The organism is Lactonifactor longoviformis (assembly GCF_042848515.1).
Classification (GTDB): domain Bacteria; phylum Bacillota; class Clostridia; order Lachnospirales; family Lachnospiraceae; genus Lactonifactor; species Lactonifactor longoviformis.
Map to the genome: position 1 here is coordinate 3,871,328 of NZ_AP031453.1, position 17,992 is coordinate 3,889,319.

A 17,992-nucleotide genomic window follows, 5' to 3' on the forward strand; every position below is an offset into this window, starting at 1 on the left:
GATTTATAAATTACGCGTCCTCTCTTTTTCTGTTCAGTTTTGAGAGCCTCTGCTTTTCAGATACCTTTCCTCAAACTCTTCCGCAGGCATCGGTTTAGCGAAATAATACCCCTGAGCAATATCACAGGATATGGATTTCAGGAATTCTACCTGCTGTTTGGTCTCTACCCCCTCTACCACTGTAGTGATGGACAGATCCCGTGCCAGCTTCATAATATTCTTCATAATCACCTCGCCCCGGCAGCTGTCCTCCTGATTCGACAGGAATTCCTTATCCAGCTTAAGCTCGTCAATGTACAGCTCATTTAGAATATTCAGGGATGAATACCCGCTGCCAAAATCGTCCATAGATACACGAAATCCCATGGTGTGAAGCCGTTCCATTGCCTCTTTAATCTGTTCCAGATGATTCATGGTAACACTCTCCGTTACCTCAAGAATAATCAGAGAGGGGTCCAGATGATATTTATCTACAATCTCATGGAATTTATCCATGTATTCAGAATCATAGAAAAACAGCCTGGACTGGTTGACTGATACGGGCACTGCAGGATAGCCTTTTTCAAGCCAGCTGCTGAGGTATCTGCACGCTTCCTCCAGCATATACATATCCAGTTTTGTAATAAACCCATTCTCTTCGAATATTGGTATAAATTCATCCGGATAGTATACCGTTCCGTCCTTAGCATACCACCGCACCAGGGCCTCTGCGCTGTGTACCTTACCGGTGCCCAGAGCATATTTGGGCTGCAGCACCATGCAGAATTCCCTGTTCTCCAGAGCAGTATACATTTTATTCTCAACTTCACTTTTCTTTCTTGCTTTTTGGTGAAGCACCTCATCATAAAAAGCGATGGCGTTATAGTCATTTCCCTTTACGCTGTTAAGAGCCAGCATAGCACGGTTCATTATGGTATCAATATCTGCGTTCCTCCCGCAGTCCTTTTCCTCAATGACTTTCACTCCAAAGTTGCAGATAATGTGATAACTCTGGTTCTGGCTCAGACTGAAATCACTAATCTGCTTCTGAATCTGCTCCAGACGTTTTACAGCTTCCTCTCTGCCTTTATAATACATAAAGATCCCAAAGCGATCCGCACTGTCTCTGTAATACCGCTCCCCCTCCTTCATGCTGGATTTCAAAACATCGGCAATATGCTTCAGCAGCCTGTCACCTGTCTCGTAGCCAAAGAATTCGTTGATGAATTTAAATCCACTGATATTAAACAGGACCAGGGCATAGTCTGCAGACCCTCTCAGCAGCCCCGGCAGATCGGCAGTAAACCGGTTCCGGTTATCTGCACCAGTCAGAGTATCGGTATATGCCAGCTGTTCCATCGTTTCTCTGCTTCTTCGTATCAAACGGTAAATATAGAAAAACAGTACGGCAAACAGCAGAACCATACAGAGCATAACGCTGAGGAATACCCATAGCAGGGTGTTAAAGTTACTATTCAAGAACTTTTGAGGTACCACGCAGTAGATCTGCCAGTCCTTAATTCCTACAGGCACTACCGCCATCCAATAGTCTGTTCCCCCATATCCAATATTCCCAAAAGCCTCTTTCCCCGCCCGCATATCTGCCAGCATCTCTTTTTTGATATCCCCGGGAAATTCCCCTTTTTCAAAAATATTAGATATCTCCTCCTGGATCACCACATGATGAGAACGGATAATGAAGTTCCCATCCTCATCAATGACATGCACATATGCAATTCCCTCAAATATCTTCTGTTCAATTATTTCGGAAAATTTAGAAGAGAGACTCGTAGCCGTCAGGACGCCCGTTATCTCCCCGTTGTGATAAACCGGAACTCCGTAGCAGTTAATAGAGTTATCTGAGAATCTGTCCTTCATTGTATCGGACACTGCCTTGCTGCCTGTAAACGCCTCCCGGACAAATTCTTCGTCTCCCACATATTGGCTGTAATGCTTCGTTCCATCTGTATCTACAAAATAACCAATTCCGTCAGGAGTTACGTATCCCATCCTCAGAAAGCTGTTCCTCCTGCTTTCAGCCTCCAGATATCCCATTACCTGATCCAGATCTGAAATATCCGTTTCTCCTACAAATATAGAGACTGCCTCCAGCGTCTGGAAGTCTCCGTCAATTTTAGTAGTTATAATATTACTGTACTGTGAGACAATCTCTTTCAGGTTCTGCTTTATTTCCTGCTTTTGGGTCTCCTGAATACTGGAATAAATAAATATGCTGATACCAATCAGGATCACGCTTATCAAGGCAACCAGAATACCGGGAATCACAATCTGCTTCTTGAAATTTTGTTGATTCAATCTTCTGCCCTCACATTCCCTCTGGATTATACAGGATAAATAACCAGATTTTCCATGGTACGCTCCATATCAATTGTCAGATAGAGTTCTCCGTCCTTTTTATAGATTTCCTTCACAGCCCACACCTCTGACTCAATAAATGTACGGACATTCTCTATCCGCTCTGACTGGGCTGCCTTTATGATAAAGGGAGACCTTCCTATAGGGATTCCCATCTGAAAATTCTGTTCTCTAACGATTATCATCATATCCCTGTCCCCGGATTCTGCTTCTCCCTCTTCCCAAAGTCTGACTACCGGGATAATTGTCCCCTTATAATTGCACACTCCTGCATAATAATCAGGTAAACACGGAACCTTGGAAATCTGCAGGGAAGAACATATCTCTACTACCTGGAAAAGCTCTATCCCATAATTCCTCCTGTCTCCCGGGATACAAAGTATCTCATCGCTGTGTCCGGATTCCATACACAGTCTCCTTCCTGTTTTTATTAAAGCGTCTTCTTTTCTTCGGTTTTCACGGTTCCCGCATGTATATAGTTGCCGATCAGGATCTCTGTGTCAAGGGCTGTACAGATCTTTCCGTTTCCCATAATACTGCACCCATTGATTCCCGTATGCTGACGGAACCCGCTCCCGAACAGCTGAGGCAGCTGCTTTATCACAATACGCTTCTGCTGATACATGGAATCTACGAGAATGCATCCCTCTCTCTCCGTGCCTCTGACATAAATAATAATCCCCGTGGCAGGGGTCTCTCCTGCAATGTCGTAAACCTTGTGCAGGTCCAGAAAAGGAAGCATTCTGTCCTGAAATAAAATATATTCCAGACCATTTGCCTTCTGAATATTCTTTTTGCTGTCCCCGTAATCCAAAAAGTGAAATACGTGGCGGGCCGGCAGAGAAAAACGGTAATCGCCCACCCGGAACCTGGTGCATTCCATTGTCGCAAGTGTCAAAGGCACTGTGATGGTAAATGTACACCCCTTCCCGGCTTCGCTGTTTATATACAGGTGACCTCCGGCGTCCTCCATAATCTTTTTCACCACATCCAGGCCCACACCTCTGCCTGAATATTCTGTAACCTGAGCATTCGTGGTAAATCCGGGGTGAAGGATAAAGCTCTGAATCTCCTGCGCCGAGTATTCTTCCTCGGGCCTATGAAAGAGGCCTCTCTCCCTGGCTCTCGCCTTTATCTTCTCTTCATCCAGACCCCTGCCGTCATCACTGACGGAAATACGCAGTTCTCCTACCGTATTCCCAACTGTAAAAATAATCTTTCCTTTTCTGCTTTTCCCGGCTTCTGTGCGCTCTTCCGGTGATTCAATCCCATGGTCCACAGCATTGCGGATTAAATGGAGGAGTGCCTCAGCTATATAGTCCACTACACTTTTATCCGCCTCGATATCCCCGCAGTTGATGATAAGTTCTGCCTCTTTTTGGGTGTCTTTGCATATATCCCGAAGAATCTTACGTAAGCTGGGCACAATTCTGGCCACAGGCACCATCCGCATCTGCATGACCGTATGTTCCACTTCGCTGATCAGCCGGTTGATTTGATGGGCCGTTCCCTCTCTGAGTTCATCCAGCCCTTTTTCTCCCAGGTAACTGTCCAGCGCCTGCATCTGGATTAATAATTCTCCGGATAAATTCTGAAGTTTGTCTAAACGGTCTGTCTTTACATTAAGGAAATCCGGCTCTTTCGCCTCCCCTTCCTTTTTTCCGCCAGCTTTTGCTGTCCCCTTTGCCGCTTCCTCCCGGGAGCATTCCCACATCACCCGGCATTCAGCGACAAACAATCCTTTGCTGAGGACCTGAATTACTTCATCCTTCCTGCTGCTCTGGAAACGGATAAATACTCCGTTATCCCCGATATACCCCGCACTGTCCTTCGATGTCTCCAGATCAGCAGGATACGTTTCCAGATCGGAGCAAAGCCCCTTTATCTGTCTCACCAGCATAAAGGCCCGTACATTTTCCATTCTGCACCCTGATTCGAACAGAATGCGTACTACCGTACCAGCCTTTTGCTTCAGCTCTCCGGGAACAGATACCTCACTGACGGTTTCACAAGCTGCTTCAGATACTTCCTCCCCGGCGGACACCCTTCGCAGATATGTCTCCGCCCAATTTTGCAGCTCATCCGTGCTCCCGGGTGCATAGTCATCTTCCTGCATTCTGGAGAGCTCTCCTTCTATATAGTCAGAAACAGCAAACAGCAAATCGTACAGTTCCGGTTCTGCCTCTTCTATCTTTCCGTACACCTCCCGGTAGTATCCAAAAAGATCCTCCAGAGTGTGAGCCAATGAGGATAAACTGTTCAGTCCCATCATAGCCGAGGAACCTTTAATGGTATGCATGATACGAAATACGGCATGAATGTCCTCCCCGGAAAATTCATTCTTATCCTCAGCGGAAAACAGTACCCCGCTCAGCTGCTTTGCCAGCTGTCCGGCCTCTGCCAGATATACCTCAAGCATTTCTTTGGTGTCGTCATCAAAATATCCCATATATTCACCACTTATTCTTTTCTCTCATACCAGACACTGCGGTTCTTCCCGTTTCGCTTTCCTTCATAGAGCGCTCTGTCCGCACAGTTGATGCTTTCCTCAATGCCTTCACTCTCATGGTACGCATGGAGTCCAAGGGTCAAAGTACAGGAAAATTCCCCTTCTTCATGAAAGATTTTAAATTTTTCTACCTCTGTGCGGATCTGTTCACTGATCTCATATGCCTCGTCTTCTGTGACTTCAAATAGAACGACCAGGAACTCCTCTCCTCCCCAGCGCACCACCCTGTGCCGGCCGCAGATTCCCTCCAGGATATTTGCAATGCACACCAAGGCCATATCCCCGGCATCATGCCCATAGGTATCGTTAATCACCTTAAAGTCGTCAATATCTGCCAGAATCATCACATTATGGCGTTCTCCCAACTGGCAGCACCTCATATCTTCCATAAGGTCTCCTACGACATATCTTCGGTTATATAAGCCGGTAAGTCCGTCTCTAAATGCCATATAATTCAGCTTTTCCATACTTGAGCGCAGTTCCATATTCTGTCTGTTGAGCTCATCCTTCTGCCGCTTGAGCTGCAGATGCGTGCGTACTCTGGACAAAAGCTCTCCCTGGACAAATGGTTTTTTAATATAGTCACAGGCTCCCATGGCAAAGCCTTTTACCACATCCTCATCCTTATCCTTAGACGTCAGAAATAGTATCGCCGCATCATTATTGTCGGTTTCCTTTAACTGCTCAAATAACTCATAACCATCTGTATCCGGAAGCACCACATCCAAAAGAATCAGATCCGGCTGATACTGTGCCGCCATTTCCAGCGCCTCCTGTCCGCTGTGGGCCTCACAGAGGAAAACAGGCTCCTCTTTTAACGCTATTTCAATCTGTTTGCAGATTAGCAGGCTATCGTCCACAACCAGCACTATCTCTCTGCTTTCTTTCTCCATTTTAAAACCTCCATTGTTATCTACAGCAGAATCTCTTTATGGCGTACCGTTCGCACCCTCAGCTGTCCGTTTTCTGCATAAAATGTAATCGTTCTCCCGTAGTTTTTACCGATATCCTCGCCGGCCACTCGGATTCCTTCTTCCTTGAGAACCCGCTTTACCGTTTCTGTATTCCGGCTGCCGATCTCCCACTTGCTGTTTTTTGTCTCAAACATTTTGGCACCCCCGGCAAGCTTTGCCGTAAGCCGCCTCTTGTCTGCCCCGTGTGAGGTCATAAGACGAATCAGCGCCCTTACCCCTTCATCTGCAAATTTATACGCATTGTCCTGATTCAGAGAGTCCTTTTTGCAGGGAAGAACAACGTGTGCCATACCGGCAAGCCGCCTTGCTCTGTCGTATAAACAAATCCCCACACAAGATCCAAGTGCATAGGACACAAGAATCTGTTCCCCCTGGGCAAGCTTTCCCTCACCAATTCCTACGATAATTTTATCCATAGCTTCACTCCCTGAGTGTTCCAATGATTGCTCTCAGAGATTCCATCTCCGGAAGAAATAAGATATGCCCCTTAAAAGAGCAGCTGCCCATATGAAATATATTTTCAATCATAAGCAGCTCGTCGCTGAATACAAGGAAATGCGACAGGGGAATATTCAGAATTGCTCCGCCCATATCGATGCACAGATTAGGCACATCTACATCAATCTTCAGGTTCAAAAGCTGTGACAGTGCTCTTATGTAAGAACTGCACATAATATTCCCCAATTCACAGATAAGGGAGCGCTCTATCTCATCAAGGTTCATCAATTGCCTTTCCTTCTCCCCCAGAATAGTATTCAATATTGAAAAGGTGAAGTCCTCATCCAGAAGAAACAAAAAGATGCCCTGCAGTTCTCCGTGCACTTCTACCAGTATTCCTGTCTGTATCTCCTCTTCTCTCTGAAGAATACCGGCTATCTCCTGGTACTTTATAATCTTAATGCTGGGGGTATCTATCTCCAGGGAATGATTCATCATCTGGGACAGGGAGGTAACCGCATTGCCGGTTCCTATATTTCCCAGTTCCCTTAAAATGTCTTTGTCGTATTCATCCAGTTCTCTGTAATTATTCATCTATGCCCCTCATATGCTATACCTCAAACCTTTCCACCAGCTCTTTTAGAATCTGAGCCTGGGCAGAGAGCTCCTCACTTGCTGCCGCACTCTCCTCAGAGGTAGCGGAGTTGCCCTGCACAATATCTGAAATAAGCTCCACTGTTTTCCGGATCTGGGAGATTGCCTCCGCCTGCTGCACGGATGCCTGGGAGATTTTACTGACCATCCTATTTACCTCCTGCGCTCCGTCCACTGACTTTTTCAGCGTTTTGGCTGTGTCGTTGGCTGCCTCCATCCCTGCATCCACCGCCTCTTTATTCTTCTCGCTCAGCTCTGAGGTAAGCCTGGAAGCACTGGATGTCTTAGAGGCCAGTCTTCTCACTTCCCCTGCCACCACAGAAAATCCCTTCCCTGCCTCTCCTGCCCTTGCCGCTTCCACAGCAGCGTTGAGCGCCAAAATATTCGTCTGGAATGCTATATCTTCGATTTCCTTTACAATTCCTGTGATCTCAACAGAATTCTTTTTAATCTGCCGGTTATACTCCATCAGATTCATCATCTGTTCATTGCTCTCCATAAGGTAATTCCCCACAGAGTCGGCCAGTTCGCTGGATTTGACCGCGCCGTCTGCATTATCCCTCACCCCGTCTGCGATATCGTTGATGCTGACCGCAAGTTCTTCAATGGAGCTGGCCTGCTCTGATGCCCCCTGGGCCAGCACCTGCGCCCCGTTGGCGATCTGTTCCGCACCCCCAAATACCTGCTCTGCACTATTTCCAATCTGCACGATAGACTCCCGCAGCAGTTCTCCGATCTCATTCATCCCTTCGCTTATAGCTATAAAATCACCCTTAAAGCTGATAGGCGGCCGGTAATTCAGACGTCCGCTGCCCAGTTCCACTAATCCCTTTCTTATCTCCGATACATATAAGTTTAAAGCAGAGGCAGTATCTCTGATATCATCTGCCAGCTGGCCAAGTTCATCCTTCGACTGATATGTCAGCTCTGTTTTCAGCTGCCCGTTGGCAATGGTGTTTGCCGCTTTTTTTATCTCGTTGACGGGCCTTTGAATACTCTTTGTAATCGTAAGCCAGAGAACGACTGTGATAAGCAAAATAACAGCTGCCATGATTATAAGGAGCGTCAGAATCTGTCTGCTTATCCTTTTTGCTTCTAAGAGGCTTTTGTGTGCATCCTCTGCTGACAGATCCACAACCTCTCCCAGACACGTCATTACCTTTGCGACCTGAGGCGCATACTCACCGGTATATATGTTCAGGGCATCCTCTCTTCTGTTCTCTTCAATCGCTGCGAGCATAGCATCCCTGGGGGATTTCAGCTGGGAAAACAGGCCCTTGAGTTCCTCCACCTTTTCAGGACCGCTTACATACCCGGTAGCCAGCGCCTCCATGCCTGCTTCTACCTCTTTCACTGTTTCCTTGGTATCCTGAAGATAGGTATCCTTATCCACCAGATTCTCTGTGCCTGCCAGCAGCGACAGATTCTTGGACACCTTCTGCAGATTTGCCATGGCATTCTGTGATGTCTGCACATTGGCAAAGGGCTCATTGTATAACCGATCCATCCGTTCTGCCAGGGTTCTTATGTTAAATAAAGCAATGACCACCGTCAAAACATACATAATAATGATTGCCCCGAAAGCCAGAAGCAATTTTTTTCCTATTTTAAGATTTCTGAATTTTTCCTTCATGTTCTTTTCCTCTTCGCCGTTTCTTAATTCTGCAGACTTGCATTGACTACCCTGATAAACTCTTCCTCTTTAAAGGGCTTTACTATAAAATCAGCCGCTCCGCTGACCAGTGCTTTCTGAATCATCATTTCCTGACCCACAGCTGAACACATGACAATTTTTCCCTGGGGATCTTCCTCTAAAATATCCTCCAGCACCTCTATTCCCGATTTCCCGGGCATCGTAATGTCCAGAAGCACTAAGTCAGGTTTATGCTTCCTGTAAAGCTCATGGCCCTGCTCGCCATCCTCTGCCTCCAGAATATCCGTATAGCCTCCATGCTCCAGATACCTGCGGATAACCTTTCTCATAAACATTGCGTCGTCAACAATTAATATTTTTTTCCCCATTTCCTCTCCTTTGCTTTCTGTAAACCGCAGGAGCCGTCTGCTCCAGCCGTGTCTCATCTCTGCTTAATAATTCAGCATGACCAATCAGCAGGTATCCCCCTGGATGGAGGCTGTTTTCCAATTTTTCTATGAGTGCCTTTCTGGCATCCTTATCAAAATAGATCATAACATTTCTGCACAATATCACATGATATTTTTCAGATGCCGGAAATGTCTGCATCAGATTCTGATACCGGAACATAATATTATATTTCAGTGACTCATTTACCTGAAAGACCTTCTTATCTGCAACTCTGCAGTACTTTTTCTGCCACACAGCCGGGAGACGCTCCAGCTCTCTCAAGGGATACACTCCCTTCTGTGCCTTTTCCAGCACTTCTCTGGAAATGTCTGTTGCCTGCATCCTTACGCTTGGAATCTGCCCTGCCTCTTCCTTATAGTCCTGAAGCAGCATGGCCAGTGTATAGCATTCCTCTCCTGTGGAGCACCCCGCACACCATATATTACAGATTCCATGCTGAATCTCCCGGAACAGCTCCGGAAAGATTTTCTCTTTTAGGATAGTAAAATGTACCGGTTCACGCATAAAATATGTATAATTAGTGGTCAGCTGATTCACGATCCCCTCTGCCGTCTTTCCCGTCCGGTCTCCTTTCAGCAGTTCCAGATACTCTCCGAAGGAAGAAAGCCCGCGTCTCTGCAGTTCCTTTGTCAGACGGCACTCAATCAGAGTCTTTTTTTTATTCAGATTTATTCCATAGAATTCCCGCATATATGCAACAATCTCTGTAAATTCTTTTTCATTTAGCCTAATCACTTTTCTTTCCCCAGACTCCCTCCATCAGCATAGTTAAACACGAGGGATCTGCCTCTTCCTCTCCAACTGTATCTGCTGGTATTCCAGGCAGCATTTCTCCCCCTGCCTTTATGATAATCCCGCAAGAGTAAGACTTTTTGTCTCCCAACTGATAGTAGACTACCAGACGGCCATGATATACGGAAAGTCCCAGAAGATTCTCCTCTCCTTCCGGAACTGTAAGAATTTCAGGATCTCTGACAATTGCTTCCGTCATTTTCTTTTCAATATAGAAAATCCTTGTACCTGTATTTACCGTTATATAGTCCATACCCCATCCTTTTCTACGCCCCGCCCGGCGGACTGCCGCTGTAATTTATAATCCTTTGATACAGCTGTTCGGGGTTCAGCAGATATCCCAGCACAGCTATTCCGTCATCCCCCCGCAGCTTTGCCACGGCCTGCAGATATTGATTTCTTTCGTTTAGCACCGGGGGATGTAACGAGAGCAGTTCCTCCTCTTCCAGTACACGGAGCCCCAGGATCTCTTCTGCTAAAAGTCCGAACACTGTCCGGCCCGTCTCAAGAATCAGTATATAATCCCATTGTCTTTCTTCCGTTCTGCCTGCTATAACAGGAAAATTAAGAACCCGCATATCCTCTTCTGCCGCTGTCCCCTGTCTTGCATCACATACCCGCTTTACGCCGGAAACCGGGATAAGAAAATTAATATTGTTTGCCGTAAATGCCAGGCAGCACTCCCCTATGTAATCCATTTGAAATCCGCCTTTCCGCTCTTTGCCTATTATACTAATAATACGTTATTATAGGAAAAAACTCAAGTAAACCTGCGGAACTTATTCATTCTGCATCCATTCTAATATCTCGTAGGAAAGAAGAAGACGGAAACGGACTTTGTGCTCATCCAAGTTCAGTCCCAATATCTTCCTAATCTTTTCCAGACGGTATAGTAACGTACTTCTGTGAATATACAAGCTGCCCGAAGTATGAGCGATATTCCTGTCATTAACAAGGTAACTATAAAGGGTTTTAAAGAACTCTGTACTGTGCTCTTCATCATATAATTTCAGTTTCAGCAGTCCGGGCTCACAGTACATCTGGGGAAGAAGTTTCCTGCTGCCCTGATAAAACAAGTAGGAAAGTACATAATCTTCAAACTTGTACATCCAAAACATAGGGTTTTCCTTTTCTCCCATCTCCAGTGCCGCCAGACATTGCTGATAGTAGAACCGCAGCTCCATAAAGTCATTCCCCAGGCAGCTGATTCCTGCCTTAAATAGGCCTTCCCTCATAAATACCGCAAACCGCTGAAAAAATTCAGTTATATCGCCATTTGTTTTTTCAATGTTTAAGACGATAAAAATACCCTCATGATAGTGAAATGCATAGATACCGGCAAACATATTTTCCAATCTCCGGCAGGTAAAATAAACCGCATGTGTGGAAAAATCCCTGCTGCTTACCAGCAGGCGGATACACAGGAAACGGTCACCTGGCTTCCACTTCTGATATTCCAGACGCCTCTTCAGGGCATTCTCCTCCGTGTGTCCGTGCTGGAGCAGTTCATAGAAAGATTGTTCCAGGTCCCTGGGATCGTCTGACTGCAGAAGGCAGCCCCTCTCCAGGGCTGTCTGCACATGCCCTGCCAGATATTCCAACAGAGGATAATCGCTCTCTCTGAACTCTCTTCCGAGTTCATTTACGCATATCCTTCCCAGAAAGGTTTCCTCCATCCAAAAATTCACATACAGTCCCCGGTATCCAAACTGCTGCCTCGGGAAAATCTGGGCTCCCCGTGTTTTCAGGCTGTCCTGATACTCTCTGGAGACCTTAAACTCATTCATAGTTTCCATCTGAACGGTTTTCTTCCCTGTCTGGGATTCATAATTCCACTTCACCTGCTCAGGCATCTCATTTACACTGGCTATAATCTCAAAGTCACCGTCATGCACAAAAATCGGGTTCTCAAAAATATCCACACTGGCCTGACAGTAGCTCTCAATTCCTTCGTTCCTCCGCAGTGCCTCCGTCAGCGCTTCTTCCCACAGCTGGTACTTGCGGAAGGCCATTAAAAGAGCACAGCATACTTCCTCCCACTGGGCTGTCTCCGGAAGAAGGATCCATCTTTGCGCTTTATCCAAAGTTCCCTGGGGAGTACCCAGGCATATAATACCGCTTCTTTCAGGCAGAGCAGCCGCTTCCAGCTCCGCTGCCCGCCCCAGAATCACAAATTCCTCAGCCAGAGTTCCCATCTTTTTTCCCATGGGTGTAAACCCCAGATATCTCATTTCGTTCCATCCCCTCCCTCTTCTTCCAGACGGTCTGAACTCTGCCAGATTCTCATATATAATTTCCATACTTATTCTCATTGCCCCGCCTCCCCGCGAATATATGTTCTGTATAAAGTATAGGAACTTTTCACAGTAAAGTCAATTTCTTTGTAGAATTTACTTTTCTTCCGCTTTCCCCTTATAATGGGGCCAGATAAAAAATGTACGAAATTTATTAAAGGAGGATTTGCTTATGCTAACAAAACGACAAAATCTGCTGGAAACCATTCAGGGAGGGCATCCCGACCGCTATGTAAACTGCCACGAAGCCTTTGCTTTTATTATTGACCCCATCCTTACACACATAGGCGGCTTTGCCTATACCATGAAGCCGGGGGAAACCGTTATGAACCAGTGGGGCGTCACCGTAACCTTTCCAAAGGGATGTGCCGGCCCCCTCCCTATACACAGCAATGGACTGGCAGCGCTAAAGGATATTACCAAGTGGAGAGAAACCGTCAGAGCTCCCAGGATTGTCTATCCCCCAGAAGTATGGGCAACAGCCAAGGCGCAGGCAGACGCAGTTGATCGTAAAGAGCAGTTCGTGGCCGCTTTTATGGCTCCGGGGATCTTTGAAAAAATAAATTATTTAATGGGAATGGAACCGGCAATGGTCGCTTTTTACGAAGAGCCGGAGGCTATGCATGAATTATTTGATTTTATGGCTGATTGGGAACTGGCATATGCCAAAGAATTGATGAAATATATAAAACCGGACCTTGTCTTCCACCATGATGACTTCGGAACACAGTACTCCTCTTTCTTCTCCCCTGAGATGTTCCAGGAATTTTTCGTTCCGGTTTATAAAAAAGTTTACGGCTACTTCAAAGAACAGGGATGTCTCATTGTACACCATTCAGACAGTTATGTGGCAAATCTGATTCCTTCCATGATAGAAATGGGTATTGATATTCACCAGGGAACCATCCATACCAATAACCTTCCGGAACTGGTTAAAACCTACGGAGGACAGATCTCCTTCATGGGCGGTATTGATAATAGTATCGTTGACAGAGAAGACTGGACCCATGAAAGTATTGCGGCTCAAATCAAAAAGGTCTGCGACGAAATCCCTCCTAAATATTTCCTGCCGTGTACCAGCATGGGAGGACCAGACTGCTCTTATCCTGGCGTCTATGACGCAGTATGTGAAGAGATTGAGAAATATAATAAGAAAAGATTCTCTCTCACATAATGCTGCATTGTGCCCGGAATCCCCCCTGCGGCAGGGCAATCCTGCGGAGTAGGTTCTCAGCCGCAGGGGGGGAACCCCATACTCCTCTATCCGTTCAGGACTCAATCCTTCCGGGAAGCTCCCATATAAAGGTACGCGTCCTCCAGTGTTGTCTCAGCCGGTGTACACTCTGTCTCCGGTTTTTCTTTTGCAAGTATCTTCATCTGCAGCCCGTCATTCACATACTGTTTTGCAGAAACATGGTACTTTTTCTCTATTTCTGCTGCCTGGACTCCATCTTTTACCCGGCAGTTCCAGACATGCCCTCTGGCACTGTTCACCAGTTCCTGCACCGTTCCGCTGTAAAGAAAGGTTCCTTTCTTCATCACTGCCAGCTCACTGCAGGTAGCGGCCAGATCCTCCACTACATGGGTGGAAAACAAGACCGTTCTGTCCAGGGAGAAATCCACAAGAAGATTGCGGATGCGGATCCTTTCCTCCGGGTCCAATCCTGTGGTAGGTTCATCAACAATCAAAAACTCCGGTTCATTTAATAAGGCCTGGATAAGCCCCACACGGCGTTTCATTCCACCGGACAGCTGGCGGTTTTTCTTTTTCTGGTGCTCCGTTAAGCTTGTTTTTTCTAAATAGTAGTCTATCCGTTTCCTGCATTCTTTCTTATCAATTCCGGATAATTCCCCCATATACTCCAGGCATTCCCTCACCGTCAGGTTCGGATACAGGTTTAGTTCCTGGGGAAGATAACCGATTTTCTCCTGTATTTTTCTGTAATTTTGTTCCCCATACAGGATCCCATTCATAGTTATTCTGCCCTCTGAGGGCTTCAAGACCGTGACCAAAACACGCATCAAGGTGGTTTTTCCGGCTCCGTTTTCTCCCAGGAGACCGTAAATTCCTCTGGGAATCTCCAGACTTGCATGGTTTACTGCCGTGACTCCGTTTTTGAATGTGACTGTTACATCTTTCATTTTTATACTCATTTCCTCAGCCTCTTTTCTTTATGATATATGGTGTCATTCCAATCATTACTGCTGCCAGTAGTATTCCCAGTGCCTTTCCCCATAGCCAGCCCAGATCCAGGAGCTCCTCTGTTTCCCGGAAGCCATAGGCAAAAATATTGAATACCCCCAGAGTTTTATCTCCAAAGGTGGAGTTGAGCATCATCCACACCGCAAGACAGATACCGATTCCTCCCCATTGGCTGCCCGTCAGATTGGATATTGTCATGGACAGGGTACTCCAGAACAAAATTGTGCCGGTTACGGCAAGCATATACATCCCATACTGGAAGAACAGGGAATTATCTGGCAAAAGCATGGGCTTCTGCCAGAAAAAGAAGAAAAAGCCAATATAGGAAAGCATACAGAGGTATACGTTCTGTATCAGCAGCCTTCTCATGACTGCCTTTGTCCTGTTTCTTTGGGGAAACAGGACAAAGATCTCCCCCCGTCCGGAGCCGCGCTCCATTACATAAGTCTCGGCACAGAATACAACTCCCAGAAGCGCTGCATTGGCATCCAGGGCCCCGCCGATTTCATCCACCAGGGTAATCCCCCTGATTAAGCTTAAAATCACAAAAAACATAATCGAATACACGATTTTATAGGGAGGTATACATATTTTGATCTCCTGTTTCAATAGAACCGCCTCCTTCTCCATATCTCTGCCCCCAGTACGATAAGGAGTACAGCGGCAGCAACTAAAAAAGTCTGATTTAAAAGTGCCATAGGCGGCGGCGCTGTCTCAAAAAACTTTCCCGGAAAACGTACCATAATGGCCAGAGGTCTTCCATAATACCCATATTCTCCGTCCGGCCCTATGCTGCCCATATTGGAATAAATCAAATACAGAAACAAAAGAGGGACTGCCGGAAGCGGGTTTTTAAAGATCAGGGCAGCTGCCCCATAAATGCTGGCAATCATCAGCATATTGGGCAGAATGTAAACAGACGCTGTTTTTATAAAATCTGCCATGCTTACCGGGAAGCCCGCCCTTCTCCCGAAGAATTCACAGAGTCCCCCAAAAAGTATTGTGAGAATCCCCCATACAGCAAGCATAGTGAGGAATCCTCCTCCGATTTTTCCGCACACATAAGCCGCAGGACTAATAGGCTTTGTGTGGAGCAGTTCATAGGTATCCTTCTTTGAATCACGGATAAATAAGAACGCTAAAAGCACAGAGGAAAAAAAGCCCATAAACAGCCCGCAGAAATCTGCAAACTTTCGTGAAAAATAATAGGAGAAGGAATGTTCCTCCAGGTTGGAGGCTATATATGCATTGGCCTCCTCATATCCAGCTTTGTGGTATTCTGAGGTCTCATAATAATATTTCACTCCGTATTTTCCGTAAAACTCATACTTTTCTGACAGTTCTGCCTCCATCTCCTCTATGGACAATCCTCTTTGTCTCATATCCTCCAGAATCCCGTCAGCCTCCTGTTCCGTAATGCCTTTTGTCTCCGCCAAATCTTTTTTTATCTTTTCGCAGGCCAGTGCCATCTGCTCTTCTTTGGACGAAAGCACATAGCCATCTGTGATATCAGCGTCTCCAATGTTTTCCGGTTTCTGTGCCTCAATGTCTTTTTCCGTTTGGTAATAATGGATTCCCAAATATGGATTCAGTATCTGATACAGTTGAAAGATAATAAATGCCAGGCCAATCCATAAAACAGGATTTTTAAAATAATTTTTCAGTTCTCGATTGATTATTGCTTTCATATTTCCCCGCCTTTCCTTTTGTTACTTATAGAATAACGGGAATTTCCCAACAAAAAAACAATGCAGGAAAATCTCTTCTGATTCTCCTGCACACAACATTCCGCTCTACTCTCCTGTTCTGAAAACAGCTTTTACCACTGCACCTCCGTCTCTCTGATTCCCTGTCAAAAGCCTTCCCCCATGCTTCTCGCAGTACACCCGGCTGATATACATTCCCATGCCGAAGTGCTGGAGATCGTCCTGTGGATTGGAGTGATAGTATGCCTTTGTGACCTGCTCCTGGCTCTCTGTAAATCCACTTCCGTCATCTGATACAGAAATTACCAGTTCTCTCCCCTCTGCCCGGATTTCCACCTGGACCAATCTCTCAGCATATCGGAATGCATTGGATAAAAGATTATCTGTCACCTCCAGTATCACTTCCCGATCAGCTGTTATTTTTTTGTCTGCTGACGTTTGTATGATATGGCTCTCCCTGCCTGCCTCCTTTTGAAGTATCTGTGCAATTCTGAGAATTTCATCTGTAAGGGAGGAGAGCGCGAACTCCCTGCATTCTATCCTGCGCGCCTCAAGTCTGGACAGCTTCTGCATGGTTCCGATAAACTTATCCATGCGCTCGATCTGTTCCATTCCCCCCTGCAGCATCTCCAAAATTTTCTTCTGTTCGAGAATACCCTCGGGAATGAATTCCAGCATCATTTCCTGATATCCTCTGAGAACAGTCAGGGGAGAACGGATATCATGAGCAATGGCAGCACGGAGCGCCTTCTCCTCCTCCACCATATTCCACATATTCCTGTTGTTTTCTGCCAAGGACGCACGCATTTTTTCAAACTCCAGGCACAGCCTCCCCAGTTCATCCCTGCTGGCATAGGTGATCCGAAAATCCAGTTCGTTCTTTCCTATCAGCTCTGATGCGTCTGTCAGTTCTCCCAGGGGTACCTTTATCTTATCCCTGTAAAACAGTATGACAGCTCCAATCATACTAAAAAAGCAGGCTGCCAGGATACTGTAGGTTTCCAGAAAGTCACACAGCTCGGAGTAAAATCCGTCTGTTTTTGTCATTCTGTCTCTGCTGACTCTGGCCACATCAACGGTAAAATTTCCTTCCTCTTTTTGTATGGCCTTCACATATGCATCTTCATCAATATACTTTATCCATATCTGCCGCTGGGCTTGTTCTGCAATCCCCATAACAGCTGCTCCGGCGAGAAATCCCAGGATTAGGCTTACCGTCAGGTACAGTACAATCGTTTTCCTTATAGATAAGTTTCTTATTGTTTCCATCGGTAGCCCATCCCCCAGACTGTTTCTATATATTCTGTCTCTGTATACTGCCCGGTCTTCTTCCGGATACGCCGCACCAGTTCTGTAACCACCCGGCTGTCCCCCTCGCCGTCATATCCGCAGACCTTTTCATAGATCCGCTCCTTGTCAAATACCTGCCCCGGATTCATGGAAAGGAATTCCATAATATCGTACTCCAGCTTTGTAAGCTCCAGATACGTTTCTCCGATCTGCACCCTCTTGGCCGTGTAGTCAATCAGCAGGCCATCTCTGAACCGGTAATCTGGTTTTGCCTTATGCCTTTCTTCACGCTTAAGATGAGCTGTAATTCTGGCTTCCAGTTCTCTTAAGCTGAAGGGCTTCAGGATATAGTCATCGCCCCCGGACAGCAGTCCATTTACCCGATCCTGCTCTTCTGCCTTAGCCGTAAGAAAGATGATCGGACAGGAGATTTTGTCCCGGATCTGCCGGCACACTTCCAGTCCGTCCATCTTCGGCATGTTTACATCCAGCAGCAGAATATCCGGCTGCAGCCGTATTCTCTCCACTGCCTCCCAGCCGTTCTCAGCGGTAATGACGGAATAGCCTTTTATTTCAAAATAATTCCTCAGCATTTTCAGCAGCTCTTTATCGTCATCTACCATCAAAATTTTGTACTCCATGATATCATCACCTCTGATCTAGTATACACCGG

Annotated in this window: 18 protein-coding genes; 1 reads left to right on the forward strand and 17 read right to left on the reverse strand. The window is 46.2% G+C overall.

What is annotated here, in order from left to right; translation table 11 throughout:
• Positions 1-33: 33 nt before the first annotated feature.
• The 12 genes from ACGHCT_RS17580 to ACGHCT_RS17635 form a co-directional block, all read right to left on the reverse strand.
• Entirely contained in the window at positions 34-2,295 is a 2,262-nt protein-coding gene (locus tag ACGHCT_RS17580) for an EAL domain-containing protein (protein ID WP_390437088.1), read from the reverse strand.
• A 26-nt stretch (positions 2,296-2,321) separates the two neighbouring features.
• On the reverse strand, positions 2,322-2,762 hold the full coding sequence (locus ACGHCT_RS17585; protein ID WP_072848830.1) for a CheW domain-containing protein: 441 nt from the start codon (positions 2,760-2,762) through the stop codon (positions 2,322-2,324).
• Between the two features lie 23 nt (positions 2,763-2,785).
• Positions 2,786-4,804: an ATP-binding protein gene (locus tag ACGHCT_RS17590; RefSeq protein WP_390437089.1), complete on the reverse strand. Its 2,019-nt coding sequence runs from the start codon at positions 4,802-4,804 to the stop codon at positions 2,786-2,788.
• An 11-nt stretch (positions 4,805-4,815) separates the two neighbouring features.
• The gene (locus ACGHCT_RS17595) at positions 4,816-5,757 is read right to left on the reverse strand and encodes a diguanylate cyclase (protein ID WP_390437090.1); all 942 of its coding nucleotides are present in this window, start codon (positions 5,755-5,757) and stop codon (positions 4,816-4,818) included.
• Positions 5,758-5,777: 20 nt separating this feature from the next.
• Positions 5,778-6,254 (reverse strand): chemotaxis protein CheD, encoded by a 477-nt coding sequence (locus tag ACGHCT_RS17600; protein WP_072848836.1) that lies wholly within the window; start codon positions 6,252-6,254, stop codon positions 5,778-5,780.
• A 4-nt stretch (positions 6,255-6,258) separates the two neighbouring features.
• The gene (locus ACGHCT_RS17605) at positions 6,259-6,870 is read right to left on the reverse strand and encodes a chemotaxis protein CheC (protein WP_390437091.1); all 612 of its coding nucleotides are present in this window, start codon (positions 6,868-6,870) and stop codon (positions 6,259-6,261) included.
• A gap of 16 nt (positions 6,871-6,886) precedes the next feature.
• Entirely contained in the window at positions 6,887-8,563 is a 1,677-nt protein-coding gene (locus ACGHCT_RS17610) for a methyl-accepting chemotaxis protein (protein ID WP_390437092.1), read from the reverse strand.
• 23 nt (positions 8,564-8,586) lie between these two features.
• Positions 8,587-8,952 (reverse strand): response regulator, encoded by a 366-nt coding sequence (locus ACGHCT_RS17615; protein WP_072848842.1) that lies wholly within the window; start codon positions 8,950-8,952, stop codon positions 8,587-8,589.
• Complete coding sequence (locus ACGHCT_RS17620; protein WP_072848844.1) at positions 8,927-9,769, reverse strand: protein-glutamate O-methyltransferase CheR; 843 nt, start codon at positions 9,767-9,769, stop codon at positions 8,927-8,929. Before ACGHCT_RS17620 ends, ACGHCT_RS17615 begins: the two co-directional genes overlap by 26 nt.
• Complete coding sequence (locus ACGHCT_RS17625; protein WP_390437093.1) at positions 9,762-10,079, reverse strand: hypothetical protein; 318 nt, start codon at positions 10,077-10,079, stop codon at positions 9,762-9,764. The genes ACGHCT_RS17620 and ACGHCT_RS17625 overlap by 8 nt, the downstream gene beginning before the upstream one ends.
• A 13-nt stretch (positions 10,080-10,092) precedes the next feature.
• Positions 10,093-10,524, reverse strand: coding sequence for a chemotaxis protein CheW (locus tag ACGHCT_RS17630; protein ID WP_390437094.1), 432 nt, complete (start codon positions 10,522-10,524; stop codon positions 10,093-10,095).
• An 81-nt stretch (positions 10,525-10,605) separates the two neighbouring features.
• Complete coding sequence (locus ACGHCT_RS17635) at positions 10,606-12,138, reverse strand: CdaR family transcriptional regulator (RefSeq protein WP_072848850.1); 1,533 nt, start codon at positions 12,136-12,138, stop codon at positions 10,606-10,608.
• A 154-nt stretch (positions 12,139-12,292) separates the two neighbouring features.
• Here ACGHCT_RS17635 and ACGHCT_RS17640 point away from each other — a divergent pair, with 154 nt between their 5' ends.
• Positions 12,293-13,294, forward strand: coding sequence for a uroporphyrinogen decarboxylase family protein (locus ACGHCT_RS17640; protein ID WP_072848852.1), 1,002 nt, complete (start codon positions 12,293-12,295; stop codon positions 13,292-13,294).
• A 101-nt stretch (positions 13,295-13,395) separates the two neighbouring features.
• On the opposite strand, the gene ACGHCT_RS17645 is transcribed toward ACGHCT_RS17640, so the two are convergent.
• From ACGHCT_RS17645 to ACGHCT_RS17665, 5 genes are all read right to left on the reverse strand, one after another.
• Entirely contained in the window at positions 13,396-14,274 is an 879-nt protein-coding gene (locus ACGHCT_RS17645; protein WP_072848854.1) for an ABC transporter ATP-binding protein, read from the reverse strand.
• 4 nt (positions 14,275-14,278) lie between these two features.
• Complete coding sequence (locus ACGHCT_RS17650) at positions 14,279-14,932, reverse strand: hypothetical protein (protein ID WP_072848856.1); 654 nt, start codon at positions 14,930-14,932, stop codon at positions 14,279-14,281.
• Entirely contained in the window at positions 14,929-16,011 is a 1,083-nt protein-coding gene (locus ACGHCT_RS17655; protein ID WP_390437095.1) for an ABC transporter permease, read from the reverse strand. Before ACGHCT_RS17655 ends, ACGHCT_RS17650 begins: the two co-directional genes overlap by 4 nt.
• A 105-nt stretch (positions 16,012-16,116) precedes the next feature.
• Entirely contained in the window at positions 16,117-17,298 is a 1,182-nt protein-coding gene (locus ACGHCT_RS17660; RefSeq protein WP_072848860.1) for a HAMP domain-containing sensor histidine kinase, read from the reverse strand.
• Complete coding sequence (locus ACGHCT_RS17665) at positions 17,286-17,960, reverse strand: response regulator transcription factor (RefSeq protein ID WP_072848862.1); 675 nt, start codon at positions 17,958-17,960, stop codon at positions 17,286-17,288. The genes ACGHCT_RS17660 and ACGHCT_RS17665 overlap by 13 nt, the downstream gene beginning before the upstream one ends.
• Positions 17,961-17,992 lie beyond the last annotated feature (32 nt).